The organism is Allochromatium warmingii (assembly GCF_900107145.1).
GTDB classification, from domain to species: Bacteria; Pseudomonadota; Gammaproteobacteria; order Chromatiales; family Chromatiaceae; genus Thermochromatium; species Thermochromatium warmingii.
This window is the reverse complement of record NZ_FNOW01000026.1, coordinates 1-12,796: the sequence shown is the minus strand read 5'-3', so window position 1 is coordinate 12,796 and position 12,796 is coordinate 1. Positions and strand designations below refer to the sequence as shown.

General features: G+C 57.8%; 15 protein-coding genes. 8 read left to right on the top strand and 7 right to left on the bottom strand.

Going from position 1 to position 12,796, the window contains the following annotated elements:
- Positions 1-136 precede the first annotated feature (136 nt).
- The 3 genes from dnaG to rpsU all read right to left on the bottom strand — a co-directional run bounded on the left by dnaG (position 137) and on the right by rpsU (position 2,707).
- The gene (gene dnaG, locus BLW10_RS08955; protein ID WP_091334054.1) at positions 137-1,885 is read right to left on the bottom strand and encodes a DNA primase; all 1,749 of its coding nucleotides are present in this window, start codon (positions 1,883-1,885) and stop codon (positions 137-139) included.
- 20 nt (positions 1,886-1,905) lie between these two features.
- Positions 1,906-2,352: a GatB/YqeY domain-containing protein gene (locus BLW10_RS08950; protein WP_091334052.1), complete on the bottom strand. Its 447-nt coding sequence runs from the start codon at positions 2,350-2,352 to the stop codon at positions 1,906-1,908.
- Between the two features lie 139 nt (positions 2,353-2,491).
- On the bottom strand, positions 2,492-2,707 hold the full coding sequence (rpsU, locus tag BLW10_RS08945) for a 30S ribosomal protein S21 (protein WP_091334051.1): 216 nt from the start codon (positions 2,705-2,707) through the stop codon (positions 2,492-2,494).
- A gap of 145 nt (positions 2,708-2,852) precedes the next feature.
- Between rpsU and tsaD the strand changes: the two genes are divergently transcribed.
- On the top strand, positions 2,853-3,881 hold the full coding sequence (gene tsaD, locus BLW10_RS08940) for a tRNA (adenosine(37)-N6)-threonylcarbamoyltransferase complex transferase subunit TsaD (RefSeq protein ID WP_091334049.1): 1,029 nt from the start codon (positions 2,853-2,855) through the stop codon (positions 3,879-3,881).
- Here the strand turns inward: tsaD and BLW10_RS08935 are convergent.
- Together BLW10_RS08935 and plsY are read right to left on the bottom strand one after the other, a co-directional pair.
- Complete coding sequence (locus tag BLW10_RS08935) at positions 3,832-4,992, bottom strand: PAS domain-containing sensor histidine kinase (RefSeq protein ID WP_091334048.1); 1,161 nt, start codon at positions 4,990-4,992, stop codon at positions 3,832-3,834. The genes tsaD and BLW10_RS08935 overlap by 50 nt on opposite strands.
- A 20-nt stretch (positions 4,993-5,012) precedes the next feature.
- A complete protein-coding gene (gene plsY, locus BLW10_RS08930) occupies positions 5,013-5,633 on the bottom strand; it encodes a glycerol-3-phosphate 1-O-acyltransferase PlsY (RefSeq protein WP_091334046.1) in 621 nt (206 codons plus the stop codon).
- Between the two features lie 49 nt (positions 5,634-5,682).
- Here plsY and folB point away from each other — a divergent pair, with 49 nt between their 5' ends.
- The gene (gene folB, locus BLW10_RS08925) at positions 5,683-6,042 is read left to right on the top strand and encodes a dihydroneopterin aldolase (RefSeq protein WP_091334044.1); all 360 of its coding nucleotides are present in this window, start codon (positions 5,683-5,685) and stop codon (positions 6,040-6,042) included.
- Between the two features lie 109 nt (positions 6,043-6,151).
- Here the strand turns inward: folB and BLW10_RS08920 are convergent, their stop codons facing one another.
- The gene (locus BLW10_RS08920) at positions 6,152-7,624 is read right to left on the bottom strand and encodes a 2Fe-2S iron-sulfur cluster-binding protein (protein ID WP_091334043.1); all 1,473 of its coding nucleotides are present in this window, start codon (positions 7,622-7,624) and stop codon (positions 6,152-6,154) included.
- A 265-nt stretch (positions 7,625-7,889) separates the two neighbouring features.
- Here BLW10_RS08920 and BLW10_RS08915 point away from each other — a divergent pair, with 265 nt between their 5' ends.
- The 6 genes from BLW10_RS08915 (at position 7,890) to BLW10_RS08890 (ending at position 11,717) form a co-directional block, all read left to right on the top strand.
- A complete protein-coding gene (locus BLW10_RS08915) occupies positions 7,890-8,519 on the top strand; it encodes a MotA/TolQ/ExbB proton channel family protein (RefSeq protein WP_091334041.1) in 630 nt (209 codons plus the stop codon).
- Complete coding sequence (locus BLW10_RS08910; protein WP_091334040.1) at positions 8,516-8,944, top strand: ExbD/TolR family protein; 429 nt, start codon at positions 8,516-8,518, stop codon at positions 8,942-8,944. The genes BLW10_RS08915 and BLW10_RS08910 overlap by 4 nt, the downstream gene beginning before the upstream one ends.
- The gene (gene msbA, locus BLW10_RS08905; protein ID WP_091334038.1) at positions 8,941-10,698 is read left to right on the top strand and encodes a lipid A export permease/ATP-binding protein MsbA; all 1,758 of its coding nucleotides are present in this window, start codon (positions 8,941-8,943) and stop codon (positions 10,696-10,698) included. Before BLW10_RS08910 ends, msbA begins: the two co-directional genes overlap by 4 nt.
- 161 nt (positions 10,699-10,859) lie before the next feature.
- Positions 10,860-11,150 (top strand): BrnT family toxin, encoded by a 291-nt coding sequence (locus BLW10_RS08900; RefSeq protein ID WP_091334037.1) that lies wholly within the window; start codon positions 10,860-10,862, stop codon positions 11,148-11,150.
- The gene (locus BLW10_RS08895; RefSeq protein WP_091334022.1) at positions 11,150-11,359 is read left to right on the top strand and encodes a hypothetical protein; all 210 of its coding nucleotides are present in this window, start codon (positions 11,150-11,152) and stop codon (positions 11,357-11,359) included. The genes BLW10_RS08900 and BLW10_RS08895 overlap by 1 nt, the downstream gene beginning before the upstream one ends.
- Positions 11,360-11,483: 124 nt before the next feature.
- On the top strand, positions 11,484-11,717 hold the full coding sequence (locus BLW10_RS08890) for a TA system antitoxin ParD family protein (protein ID WP_091334020.1): 234 nt from the start codon (positions 11,484-11,486) through the stop codon (positions 11,715-11,717).
- Positions 11,718-11,949: 232 nt separating this feature from the next.
- Here BLW10_RS08890 and BLW10_RS08880 read toward each other — a convergent pair whose 3' ends face one another.
- Positions 11,950-12,585: an SH3 domain-containing protein gene (locus BLW10_RS08880; protein WP_091334018.1), complete on the bottom strand. Its 636-nt coding sequence runs from the start codon at positions 12,583-12,585 to the stop codon at positions 11,950-11,952.
- Positions 12,586-12,796: the final 211 nt, after the last annotated feature.

Below are 12,796 nucleotides of genomic sequence, written 5' to 3'. Positions count from 1 at the left end.
GTTTAGCACGTCTCTCGCGTGTCAGCGAGAGCGGATGCGTTAATCCATTCGCAGCGCCGTGCTCGACCGACGCGGGGCGCGGGTGGGTCGGCACTGCTGTTGAATACAGCATACATAGATGATCCGGGCGAAAAAGCTAGTCCGGTTGCGGTTCGCGCACGCTCCAGTCGTGTTGCGCGAGCTGGGCGCGTTCTTCGGGCGTCCAATCGCTCGGACGGCGTTTGTTGAGCAGGTGTCGCCATTCGGTTTCGCGCACGCTGTTATTGAGACGTTCGAGAGCGTCGATCAACTCCGCTTCTGCCCCGGATGCGTCGAGATCGCGCAAAAAAGGCGCAATGCTCAACTGTTGCAGATAGCCAAAATGCGGATGCTCGCGCCAGTGTTCCAGCAGGCGGGCGGTGGACAGATCCGGCGTCGCGCCGAGCCGGTCAAGCACGCCGATGAGCACATCAATGCCGCGCTGTGTAGAGCGTTTCCAGTCGGCATTGAGCGCCAGCGCGTGAGGCGCTAAGTCGGGGCGGTCGAGCAAGAGAGCAATCGCTTGCGCGACTAAACTCGGGCGTGCGGGCTGGGCACGCTGCGCGGCTAACCGTCGCCGAGCGGCGCTGGCCGACGGCGGGCGCGGCGGCGGTGCGCCGGTGTAATCAGCTAGGCGCTGCAACAGTAGCTCGCGGTAGAGTCCGGGCGGCAGGCGCTCAAGATAGGGTTGCAACTGACTGGCAAAGCGGGCGCGACCATCGAGCGTGGTGGTGTCCTGATCGGCGCTCAGATGCTCAAACAAAAAGTCTGACAGCGGTTGCGCCTGTGCTAACCGAGCGCGAAAGCCCTCGGCTCCATCGCGCCGCACCAGCGTATCGGGATCATCGCCCTCGGGCAGAAACAAAAAGCGCAGCGCCTGATGTCCGGTCGCCAGCGGCAGCGCAGTTTCTAACGCTTTCCACGCGGCGGCACGGCCAGCGCGGTCGCCGTCAAAACAAAACACAATCTCAGGTGCGAGCTTGAGCAACTGGCTAAGATGCTCGGGCGTGGTCGCGGTGCCGAGTGTGGCAACCGCGTTGGTGATGCCGAACTGCGCCAGCGCGATCACGTCAAGATAACCCTCGACCACAATCAGCGCCGCAAAGGTGCGATTGGCCCGCTGTGCTTCGTAGAGTCCGTAGAGAGCGCGACCTTTGTGAAAAATCGGCGTTTCGGGCGAATTGAGATATTTCGGTTTACCTTCGCCGATGATCCGCCCGCCAAAGCCGATGATCCGCCCGCGTCGATCACGGATCGGAAACAGCACGCGGTCGCGGAATTTGTCATACACCTGCCCCTCGCGCTCGCTAATCAATCCAGCGGTCTGCAATCGCGCTCGCGCCGCCGCATCGCTGCCGAATTGATTGAGCAGCGGATTGCCGTGCGCTGGGGCATAGCCGAGACCAAACCGCGCCGCGATCTCGCCACTGAGACCGCGCCCCTTGAGATAGGCAACGGCACGCGGCGCGTCAGGATGCTCACGCAGTTGACGGCGATAATAGGCCGCGACCGCATCGAGCAGGCGATAGAGCGGACTGTAATCCGGTGCCGACTGCGCGGCATCACCGTCGTGCGGCAGCTCCAGTCCAGCGCGTTCGGCCAGCTCTTCGACCGCTTCGCGAAACGCGAGTCGGTCGTACTCCATCAAAAAGCCGATGGCGTTACCGTGTGCGCCACAGCCAAAGCAGTGATAAAACTGCTTGATCGGACTGACATAAAACGACGGCGTTTTTTCGACATGAAACGGGCACTGCGCCTGAAATTCGCGCCCGGCTTTGCGCAACTGGAGACGCGAGCCGATGAGTTCGACAAGATCGGTTCGCGCCAGGAGCTGATCGATCCATTCCGGCGGCAGGCGACCAGCCATACGCGGCGCCTCGGTTGACCTCAGGCCGCGCCCAAACGCTGCTTAACCAGTGCGCTGACGGCTCCCATATCGGCGCGGCCCTGAAGCTGAGGGCGCAGGATGTTCATCACCTTGCCCATGTCGCTCACGGCGGCGGCACCCGAGGCGCTGACGGCGGCGTCGATGAGCGCGGCAATTGCGTCCGCACTCAGTGCCGCTGGTAAATAGTCTTGAATCACCCCGATCTCGAAACGCTCGACCTCGGCCAAATCCTCGCGTCCGGCGCTGGCATAGTGGCTGATCGAATCGCGCCGCTGCTTGACCATTTTGTCAAGCACCGCCAGCGTTTGGGTGTCATCGAGCGTGATGCGTTCATCGACTTCGCGCTGCTTGATCGCGGCCAGCATCAGCCGAATCACGCCGAGTCGCGGCTTGTCTCCCGCCTTCATGGCGGTTTTCATGTCATCCTGAATGCGTGACTTGAGCATACCGAGGGTTTTGTTTTGTGCTGTGTAAGTAAGAGAGCGGGGAGAACGGCGAGCGGCAGGCGGTCGAGCAGGCAAGCGATGGAGGTGGCCGATCAATGCAATGCGGATGTATCGGCCAATCCCTGAACGTGCGCGACCCTCAGTACGGACGTTCCCAGCGGCGGGCTTCGCGCTGGAGCTTTTTCTGATGACGCTTAACGGCCGCCGCTTTCTTGCGCTTGCGCTCAGAGGTTGGCTTTTCGTAGAACTCACGCCGGCGAACCTCGGCGAGCACGCCGGCTTTTTCGCAGGAACGCTTAAAACGCCGCATAGCGACTTCAAATGGCTCGTTTTCTTTGACGCGAACGTTGGGCATAGGACGGAATCCCTGGCTGTCTCCGGTTGATGGGTGGGGTCGAGGTAAAAAAGATTGCGAAGTATAGCGCATGGTCGATTGGCCGCGCAAAGGCTATGATGCGTGCCCTGAACTGACGGTGGGCTAAAACGGCGTGGATACGACGATGCGCGTGCTGGGAATTGAAACCTCGTGCGATGAAACGGGGATTGCGGTGTATGAACATGGGCGCGGCTTGCTGGCGCAGGCGGTGTATTCGCAGATTGCGCTTCATGCCGAATACGGCGGCGTGGTGCCCGAACTGGCTTCTCGCGATCATATCCGCAAAACCTTGCCGTTGATTCAACAAGTGCTCGCTGAGGCGGGATTAACGCGGGCGCAGCTCGACGGCGTGGCCTATACCGCTGGCCCGGGACTGATTGGGGCGCTGCTGGTTGGGGCGGCGCTGGGGCGGTCGCTGGCTTGGGCGTGGCAGGTGCCAGCGATTGGCGTCCACCATCTGGAAGGGCATCTACTCGCGCCGCTGCTGGAAGATCCCGCGCCTGCGTTTCCATTTGTGGCGCTGCTGGTCTCCGGTGGGCACACGCAGTTAGTCGAGGTGCGAGGCATCGGGCGCTATCGCTTGCTGGGTGAATCGCTCGATGATGCGGCCGGTGAAGCATTCGATAAAACAGCCAAGATTCTCGGCTTGCCCTATCCCGGCGGGCCGGAGCTGGCGCGGCTGGCCGAACGCGGCGATCCCGAACGGTTCCGTTTTCCGCGTCCGATGACGGATCGCCCAGGGCTGGAGTTTAGCTTCAGCGGCCTCAAAACTTTTACGCTGAACACGGTGCAGACAGAACTGCCACGCGCTGCCGATCCTGAACAAACTCGCGCTGACATCGCCCGCGCTTTTGAAGAAGCGGTGGTCGAAACGCTGGTGATTAAATGTCGGCGGGCGCTGCGTGCAACCGGGCATCAGCGGCTGATTTTGGCCGGTGGTGTGAGCGCGAATCAGCGGCTACGAGCGCGGATGAATCAGGCGATCACCGCCGAGGGCGGCCAGACCTTTTATCCGCGTCCGGCGCTCTGCACCGATAATGGCGCGATGATCGCCTTTGCTGGCTGTCAGCGGCTGTTAGCCGGTCAGAACGAGCCGTTGCTGTTCACGCCCCGCGCCCGCTGGCCGTTAGAGCAGTTGGCACCGGCAGCGTGAGATGAAATACTGCGCCGCTGCGCGGAGCCGGTTCTGCCCAGAGGCGTCCGCCGTGATCTTCAGCAATGGCGCGGCTGATCGCCAGCCCGAGTCCTAAACCCGCTTCACGGTTAGATTCAAAAATATCGAAGATCGCCGCATGACGGCCGGGCGGCAGTCCGGGCCCGGTATCGCTGACGCGGCATTCGATTTCGCCGCGCCCCAGTAGCACCTCAATCATCACCTCGCGGCGCGTGCAGTGCGCGGTGTCAATCGCCTGCACCGCGTTGCAAATCAAGTTGACTAACACCTGCTCGATTTGCACCGGATCGCCTTCGATCTCCGGCAAGTGCTCGGGCACGCTGAGTTCGAGCTTGACCTGACGGTCGGTGGCGAACCACTGCACCAGATCGAGACTGCGTTTCAAAATCGGCTCAATCGCGGTGCGCACGCGCTGCATGGTGCGTCCGCGCAAAAACGCCCGCAGGCGTTCCATGATGTCGCCAGCGCGATGCACCTGATCGTCGATCTGTTGCAGCACCTCAACCAGCCGTTCGGGGTCAGCCGCTGGGCCGATGGCAAGCTGACGGGCGGCGCTACAGTAAAAACTCGCCGAACTCAGCGGTTGCAGTAGTTCGTGAATCAGTGACGAAGCGAGTACGCCGACGGCATTGAGCCGCGCCACCTGCGCCAGCGCATCACGGGCACGGCGGGCAGCTTCTTCGGCCAGACGGCGTTCGGTAATATCGAGATAAGCGACGACCGCTCCGGCAGCAGCGCCTTCCAACGGAAACACGCGCATCAACAGCCAATAGCGGCGCGTCTGCGTCTGGCAGGCATATTCGAGCGTAAACAGGGCGCGACGCCGTTGCAGCACCTCTTCGATCCCGCGCACCGCCGCTTGCACCGTGCTCGACGGGGTGTCGCTCGACCGGCGCACCGCCGCGAGCACATTCGGTGCTGAGGGAAGCGGCGGATCGCTGCCGCCCTGCTCGGCGGAAAACTCACGCCAAGCGCGATTGACGGCGATCAACCGTCCCTGTTGATCGAGCACGACAATCAGCGAGGGCAGGGCGTCGAGCACGGATTGATGTAGATGATCGCGGCCCAGAGTGGGAACACTCGCCGTCATGGTGTCAGCGAGGCGCTCAGTTAGCGGTCGGCATCGGCATTGGCATCGCTCGCGCTGGTGCCGATGCGGTTTTCGGTGCCGTTGAGCAGATTGCGGATGTTACTGCGATGCCGCCAAATCAACAGGCCGGTGATAATTAACTGCATTCCAATCAAGGCTTTAACATCCCAAAATAGCCAGACGAATAGCGGTGCCAATGCCATCGAAATCAGCCCTGAGAGCGAGGAGATTTTCAGCACTTTGGCCACAAACAGCCACACCGCCGCTACGCAGAGTCCAATCGGCCAGTCGAGGCCGAACTGTACCCCGAGCGCGGTGGCTACGCCCTTGCCACCCTGAAAGCGGAAAAAGATCGGGTAGAGATGCCCGATAAACGCCGCCAAACCAATCGCGGCCAAAATCAACGGACTGACGCTGAACGCATGACCGGCCAGCATCGGCAGCACGCCCTTGAGACTGTCGCCGACGAGCGTGATCGCGGCAGCTTTTTTGCCACCGATCCGCAGCACATTGGTCGCGCCTGGATTATTCGATCCCTGCGTGCGCGGATCGGGCAGGCCCATGAGCCGACAGACGATGATGGCGCTCGACACCGAACCGAGCAAATAGGCCGCGAGGATGAGCAGTGAGGCTGTAATCATGGGTTAATATCTGAGGCTGAAAACGGGACACGAGGCTTAAAACTGTATCATGCCTGACATCGTCTTTATTCGCGGTCTGCGTCTGGAAACCTGCATCGGCATTCACGCTTGGGAGCAGCAAACGCGGCGGCCGGTGATTCTGGATCTCGAAATGGCCAGCGATGTTGCCCGCGCTGCGGCCAGCGATCAGATCGGCGATGCGCTCGATTATGCGGCAGTCACGGCGTGTTTGACTGAAATCGTGACCCAGAATCAGCATCAATTAGTCGAGACGCTGGCCGAACAGTGCGCGGCACAGGTGATGCGCAAATTTGGGGTAACGTGGCTGCGACTGCGCGTCAACAAGCCCGGGGCGGTCGGAGATGGGGTGGATGTGGGGGTGGTGATTGAGCGGGGGGGCTTGGAATAGTTCCGTGTTTGAATTGTTTTATGTAACCGCACAGGCGCACAGGACACGAAGATTTTTTAAAAAATACTTAAAAAAACTTTGCGCTCTTTGCGTCTGTGCGATTCAAACCTCAATTTCCCATACCCTCAGTCGCAATCCGTTCTGCGGCAACGCCGAGCCTGAGCAGCGCCGTCTGTGTTGCGCTGACGGCGTCAACTGGCCCGGCGATATAAAAACGCGCTTGCATCGGATCGGCGAGATCAGCGTTGAGCAGCGCCATGAGATCTTCAACCCGCCCGCTCACCAATGGCGTAAAGCTGAAATGATCCAACGCATCGCGCAACGCCCGCACCCACTGCACCTGATGATGCGCCTCGGGGTAGCGCGTATCCCAATAAAGCTGAAACGATTCGATGTGGTCAATCGAAACGGCATGTTCGATCAAACTTTTGATCGGCGCGATGCCGTCGCCGTGCGCAATGAAGATCGCCGGCTCGGTTGCTTCATCGCGGAGCACAAAACGTCCCAGCGGGCCGCTGACGGTCACGAGCTGTCCGGGCCGCACGCTGTTGAACACGGCGTGCGAGAAGGCATCCGTATCACGCCGCACATAAAACCACAGCTGTCGTCCATTACACGGACAGCTTGCTATCGACAGCTCCTGCGCTGCGCCGTTTTCTAGGGTCAGGATCGCCCGCTGTCCGGCCATAAAGCGTAGTGTTTGGGTGCGCGGGGTTTGCAGATTGAGCGCGAGCAAATCCGGCCCCAAGCGTTCGACCTGACGCAAACTGGCGCGGATCATTTGATAGGGGAGATCCTCGACTCGCTGCGCTTCTGCTGCTTCGAGCACCAAATCTGTCACCGCCGTATGCGAGCAGGTCAGGATGTAGCCCATCGCTTTTTCGCGTTCGCTAATCACATAGTCATGTTCACGCAGTCGCCAGGTTTCGCCGCTGACCACCCGCGCTTTGCAATCGCCGCAATTGCCGCTGGCGCAGCCGTAATTGAGCGTTAGACCGGCACGCACTGAGGCGTCGAGAATGGATTCATTTCCTTCGACAAAAAAGTCGTGTCCGCTGGGGATCAGTTTGACGTTGGCGGCCATGAGTCGCAAAAAAGCATCTTGAACAATGAGTTGCGCATGTTGATCGGGATTGGCAGCGGCGGCCAATCGCGCCTGTTCGCCGCCGAGCCAGTCGCGTAGCGCCAGCAGCGAGGCATCCAGTTGCGCACGCGGCAGGCGACAGAGGGCATCAAGCTGCTCGCCGATCTGATCGAGTAACGCCAGCGCCGCGTCGAGTCGCAGCGCCCGCTCGGCCAGTCCCGCACTCAGTCCTTGCAGCCGCGATAGCAACACATCGGGATCGGGCAGCGTTGTTTCGCCCGCCTGGTTGAGCTTGGGATGCGCGAGCGTTTTGATGCGCGTGGTGCGTTCGAGCGCGTCGTCGTTCGCCAGCGTTACGCTCGGATAGGCGCGGAGCAGATCGCTGACCGCGACGGCACCTTCAAAGGTCGGAATCTCGCCGCGTCGGATGCGGGCTTGCAGTTCAGCGCGGGTGACGCCGGCGAGTCGGGCGGCGCGTGACAGGCTTAAATAATCCATGTGTCAATCCTGCTGTGAGGGCCTGCTGTAAGGGCGGCGGGGGTGCGTGCTAGATGGTGAGACAAATGGTTATGCCGCCTGCGGTTTTAAATCCACCTGCGCCCTGCCGAACGGTGCGCACTGTCGTCGCGTGCGAACCGCTTCGGGTATGATCGCGGTCTCAGTGCCGCATTGGACGATTGCGTCTGCTGGATCTACTTGATCTTGCTTGAATCCGATCTTCAATGGCGGTTGCGGTCATATACACATAATCAAGGCTTTACCCGTGCTTGAACTTCTTTATGCCGGTGGCTGGCTGATGGTGCCGATCCTCGCCTGCTCCGTTCTGGCGACTGCGATTGTGATTGAACGCGCTTGGATGCTGCGGCGGCGGCGCATTCTGCCGGAACGCTTGGTCGAGCGCATTTGGCGCTTGCATCACGAACAGCGCCTCACGGATGACGCGATTGCCCAAATCCGCGACGGCTCACCACTCGGGCGCTTGCTCGCCGCTGGGCTGGTCAATCGTCACCATTCGCATGAGGTGATGAAAGAAGCGATCAACGACGCCGGTCGTCATGTGGTCGCGCATCTTGAACGTTTTCTCAACACGCTGGGAACCATCGCCGCGATTGCGCCGCTGCTCGGATTGCTGGGCACGGTGTTCGGCATGATCGACATTTTCGGCGTCATTGTCGAAGCCGGTACCGGCAATGCCGCCGTGCTCGCTGGCGGCATCTCTAAAGCCTTGATTACCACCGCTGCGGGTCTATCGGTGGCGATTCCGGCACTGATGTTCCAGCGCTTTTTTGACAGCCGTGTCAGTCAACTCGCGCTCGATATGGAAGAGCAAGCCTTGCGTCTCGTCGAAGTGCTTCACGGCGAGCGCGAGGCGAGCGGAGAGCCGCCACAATGAATCTACGTCCGCGTCGCCGTGCGCCGGTTGACATCAATCTGGCCCCGTTGATTGATGTCGTCTTTTTGCTGCTGATCTTTTTTATGGTTTCGACGACCTTCAAGGATGAGGCGCGATTGCGTGTGCAACTGCCCCAAGCACAGGGCGAGGATATTCCGGCGGCTGAACCGGCGATGATCCAGATTGTGATTGATCGCGCCGGACGTTTTTTTGTCGATGATCGGGAACTCAGCGACACCCGCCCCGCAACCTTAGTGCGGGTGTTGACCGAACGACGCGGTGAACAGACGGAACTGCCAGTGCTGATTCAAGCCGATGCCGAGACGCCACATCAAGCGGTGATGACGGCGATGGATGCCGCCAGTCAAGCCGGACTGACGCGGCTCGCGTTCGCGGCGACGCGCAGCGACACGGCTCCGCGATGACGCAGGATATTGTGCTGTCCTCCGCGCAGGCGCGGGTGGTCTATCGGCGACTGCTCGGCTATGTCCGACCCTATTGGCGACTGTTCGGACTGTCACTGTTCGGCATGTTCATCTTTGCGCTGACCGAGCCGCTATTTGCTGCGCTGATGAAACCGCTGGTCGATGGCAGCTTCGTCAAGCGCGATCTGGAACTGGTGCAGCTCATGCCCTGGCTGTTAGTCGCGCTATTTGTGGTGCGCGGCATCGCCAGCTTTGTGAATACCTATTTTTTGAGCTGGGTCGGGCGGCGCGTGGTCGCCGATCTGCGTCAAGAAATGTTCGAGCATCTGCTGCGTGCCCCGACGCGCTTTTATGACACCCAGGGTTCCGGGCATATCCTCGCCAAGCTGACCTATAACGTCGAGAATGTCGCCAATGCCGCGACCTCAGCGGTTACGACCATCGTGCGCGACGGTTTTACCGTACTCGGACTGATGGTCTACATGCTCTATCTCAATGCCGGGCTATCGCTGATTTTTCTCGTCATCGGGCCGGTGATGGCCGGTGCGATCAAGTACGCCACCAAACGCTTTCGGCGGCATAGTCGGCGGATTCAAGATCGCGTCGGCGATCTGACCCATGTCGCGCAAGAGGTGATCGACGGTCAGCGGCTGGTCAAGGCGTTCGGCGGTCAGGCGCGAGAGTGGCAGCGGTTTCACGCGATCAACGAAAAAACCCGTTCCTTGCAGATGAAGATGATCGCCACCGAAGCGGCGAGCGTGCCGCTGGTGCAGTTGATCTCAGCGGCGGCGATTGCGGTGGTGGTCTATCTCTCGACCATGCAGGGACTGAGGGACAATCTCTCAGTCGGCACCTTTATGTCGTTTGTGGTGGCGATGGGGCTGTTGCTGCCGCCGGTCAAGCGGCTGGCCAGTGTCAACGGTCAGTTGCAGCGCGGTATTATCGCGGCGGAAAGTCTCTTTGAGTTAATCGACGCCGAGACCGAAGCCGACAACGGCACGCAGGTGCTGGAACGGGCGGTGGGGCGGATCGAATATCGCGGCGTCAGTCATCAGTATGCGCCCGACAAAACGCCCGCCATACAGGGCTTAGATCTGGTCATCGCGCCGGGCGAAACCATCGCCTTAGTTGGGCATTCGGGCAGCGGCAAAAGCACCATTGCCAATCTGTTGCCGCGTTTTTACGATCCGACTGACGGTGACATCTGGCTCGACGGTCAGTCAATCCGCACGCTGACGCTGGCCAGTTTGCGGGCGCAGATTTCGCTGGTCAGTCAAGATGTGGTGCTATTTAACGACACGATTGCCAACAATATCGCCTACGGTCGCACCACGCCCATCGACCGCGCCGCGCTGGAACAGGTTGCCGCCAGTGCCCAGGCGCTTGATTTTATTCAAGCACTGCCGCTCGGATTTGAGACGCTGATTGGAGATCGCGGCGTGTTGCTCTCCGGCGGGCAACGGCAACGGCTGGCGATTGCCCGCGCCATGCTCAAGGATGCGCCGATTCTGATTTTGGATGAAGCGACCTCGGCGCTCGATACCGAATCGGAGCGGCATATTCAGGCGGCGCTGGAAATTCTGATGGCCAAGCGCACGACGCTGGTGATTGCCCATCGGCTTTCGACTATTGAACGCGCAGATCGGATTCTGGTGTTACAGGATGGGCGGATTGTCGAGCAGGGGCGGCATCCGGAATTGCTGGCGCTCGATGGCTATTATGCGCGGCTGCATCGGTTGCAGTTTTGTCAGTGAATGATGTGCTAGTTATTTGGTCACGAAGCTCTAGCTTCGTCACCAGAAAAGCCTTCTTGCTGGAAGCTGAACGCTGGCGGCTGGCCGCTCCCCTAAGGAATTAAACGGCTCAGATTTGGTTTAATTCTTAAAACCGAATCTTTAATTAGGAACTACGTAGTATGAAGTTTGAGTGGGATCCTAAAAAAGAAGTAATAAACATTCAGAAGCATGGTATTACATTTGAGCAAGCATCATATGTGTTCGCAGATCCATATGCTCTAAATCGGTATGACGATGAACGTTCTGACGAAGAAGACAGATGGTTGTTGCTTGGGAAATCAATGAACGAAGTACTACTCGTCGTAGTACATACATTCAAAGACCAAGACGGTATAGAGCTAATAAGAATTATCAGTGCTCGCAAGGCGAGCGGGAATGAAATCAATGAATACCAAAGAAGGCATCCATAATGAAAGATGAATATGATTTTAGTGGTGCAGAGCAAGGCAAGTTCTATCGGCCAATCGAAGAGCTTGATATTCCAATTTACCTTGATAAAGAAGTAAAGGCTTATTTTATTGAAAGACTTAAAAGCAAGGAGCAGGTGTTCTCGCTAAATCAAGTCGTCAATGCGTTGCTGAAGAAAGACATTGAAATTTCAAACCAATTAAGTAATTAACAATTAAACGGTTAAAATAACTAAATGAGTCAGGGTTCGGTTTATCTGGTGACGAAGCTCTGGCTTCGTGACCAGCGGCGAATTGAGCTAAAAATCATTGATGCTGCAATGAGAGGATTATTCTATGAGCACGGTTTCTGTTCGTATTGATGCAACGTTGGTCAATACTGCACGCACAGCGGCTCAAGCCGAATTTCGCACGCTGCAAGGCCAAATTGAATTCTGGGCTAAGGTGGGACGTGCGGCGCTTGATAATCCCGATTTGCCCGCATCGTTTATTGCAGAATGTCTGATAGCAATGAAGGAGCCGCGTGAGGATACGATGCCATTTGTGTCGCGCTCTGGGCAGCAGGCATGAGTTGGGATGTTCGTCAGGTTACACGCGAGAGGACGCCGTGCAGTTGATTTATCTCGAAGCCGTCGGCCCGCATGAGAATTTTTACCGCGATCTCAAGCGTGCTTGAATTATCTGTCGTAGATCGTTTACAACGCTAGAGCGCGAGAATACAGTAATTTTCTGGCAACAAAGCAGGAGCTTCGTTACCAGAAAAGCCTTCTTGCTGGAAGCTGAACGCTGGCGGCTGGCAGCTTTAATTAGCACTATTCAGATTTAATAGCTCGTCAATTGGAATGCGACCATTAAAGTTCGGATAGAGTTGTAACCAAATCTCGCTTGGTGATGTGAGCGTTTTGATCTGAATTTCGGTACGGTTAGCTGGCCCCCAGCAAAACTGCTCGACTAATTTTTCAGTGCCGCTTAAATCATCTTCACCGTCGCTGGTGCGAATTTCGCCATAACGCAAGCGATTATCAATGTTGCACCGATCAGACAGAAAAAACATCACCATTGCATCATGGTTGGGTAAATCATGATTGATTACCCATTGATGTTTAAATAGATCAGGTATCGCGGATGATGCGGTGTTAGCTGTCGCCTGTGGCACCAAATACGCATCAAACACCCAACCGCGTTGTTTCTGATAGGTGGTGCGACACCAGCGGCCAGTTACAGAATCTATTGTTTCCGGTAACTGACATTCGTCGAGCGTTATCACCGTTCCATGCGGAATTTTCAAATAGCGTTTGCCGCTACTAATCGTCGGTTGACTGCGAAGCGATAAAAAACCATCACTCGGCGCATTGACTATCCACTGTTCTGATGCCGCGCAGATCCCTGATGCAACGAACAGACTAAACGCAGATACAGCAATCAAGGTGTGTTGCATTATTTGTTCCTCACGCTATTTATAGCAAGGATGAAGCTGGATCAACAGATTCGGGTTGATCGGTGAGTGCGCGAAAATTTTTTATGGAACCAGTATAGCCATGAGGTTTTCTAGTCACGAAGTTCTAGCTTCGTGACGAAAAAAGCACCGCCCTTTATTGAATTGACGTTAGAGCTTGAATCACTGTGGGTCTAGGTGATTCGAGATTGCT

What these genes read in the sequence shown, in the direction of transcription:
- rpsU (WP_091334051.1), bottom strand. Translation starts at nt 2,707, where the DNA reads ATGCCCAACGTTCGCGTCAAAGAAAACGAGCCATTTGAAGTCGCTATG.
- BLW10_RS08910 (WP_091334040.1), top strand. Translation starts at nt 8,516, where the DNA reads ATGAATCTACGTCCGCGTCGCCGTGCGCCGGTTGACATCAATCTGGCC.
- folB (WP_091334044.1), top strand. Translation starts at nt 5,683, where the DNA reads ATGCCTGACATCGTCTTTATTCGCGGTCTGCGTCTGGAAACCTGCATC.
- BLW10_RS08920 (WP_091334043.1), bottom strand. Translation starts at nt 7,624, where the DNA reads ATGGATTATTTAAGCCTGTCACGCGCCGCCCGACTCGCCGGCGTCACC.
- BLW10_RS08950 (WP_091334052.1), bottom strand. Translation starts at nt 2,352, where the DNA reads ATGCTCAAGTCACGCATTCAGGATGACATGAAAACCGCCATGAAGGCG.
- tsaD (WP_091334049.1), top strand. Translation starts at nt 2,853, where the DNA reads ATGCGCGTGCTGGGAATTGAAACCTCGTGCGATGAAACGGGGATTGCG.
- msbA (WP_091334038.1), top strand. Translation starts at nt 8,941, where the DNA reads ATGACGCAGGATATTGTGCTGTCCTCCGCGCAGGCGCGGGTGGTCTAT.
- BLW10_RS08880 (WP_091334018.1), bottom strand. Translation starts at nt 12,585, where the DNA reads ATGCAACACACCTTGATTGCTGTATCTGCGTTTAGTCTGTTCGTTGCA.
- plsY (WP_091334046.1), bottom strand. Translation starts at nt 5,633, where the DNA reads ATGATTACAGCCTCACTGCTCATCCTCGCGGCCTATTTGCTCGGTTCG.
- BLW10_RS08890 (WP_091334020.1), top strand. Translation starts at nt 11,484, where the DNA reads ATGAGCACGGTTTCTGTTCGTATTGATGCAACGTTGGTCAATACTGCA.
- BLW10_RS08895 (WP_091334022.1), top strand. Translation starts at nt 11,150, where the DNA reads ATGAAAGATGAATATGATTTTAGTGGTGCAGAGCAAGGCAAGTTCTAT.
- BLW10_RS08900 (WP_091334037.1), top strand. Translation starts at nt 10,860, where the DNA reads ATGAAGTTTGAGTGGGATCCTAAAAAAGAAGTAATAAACATTCAGAAG.
- BLW10_RS08935 (WP_091334048.1), bottom strand. Translation starts at nt 4,992, where the DNA reads ATGACGGCGAGTGTTCCCACTCTGGGCCGCGATCATCTACATCAATCC.
- dnaG (WP_091334054.1), bottom strand. Translation starts at nt 1,885, where the DNA reads ATGGCTGGTCGCCTGCCGCCGGAATGGATCGATCAGCTCCTGGCGCGA.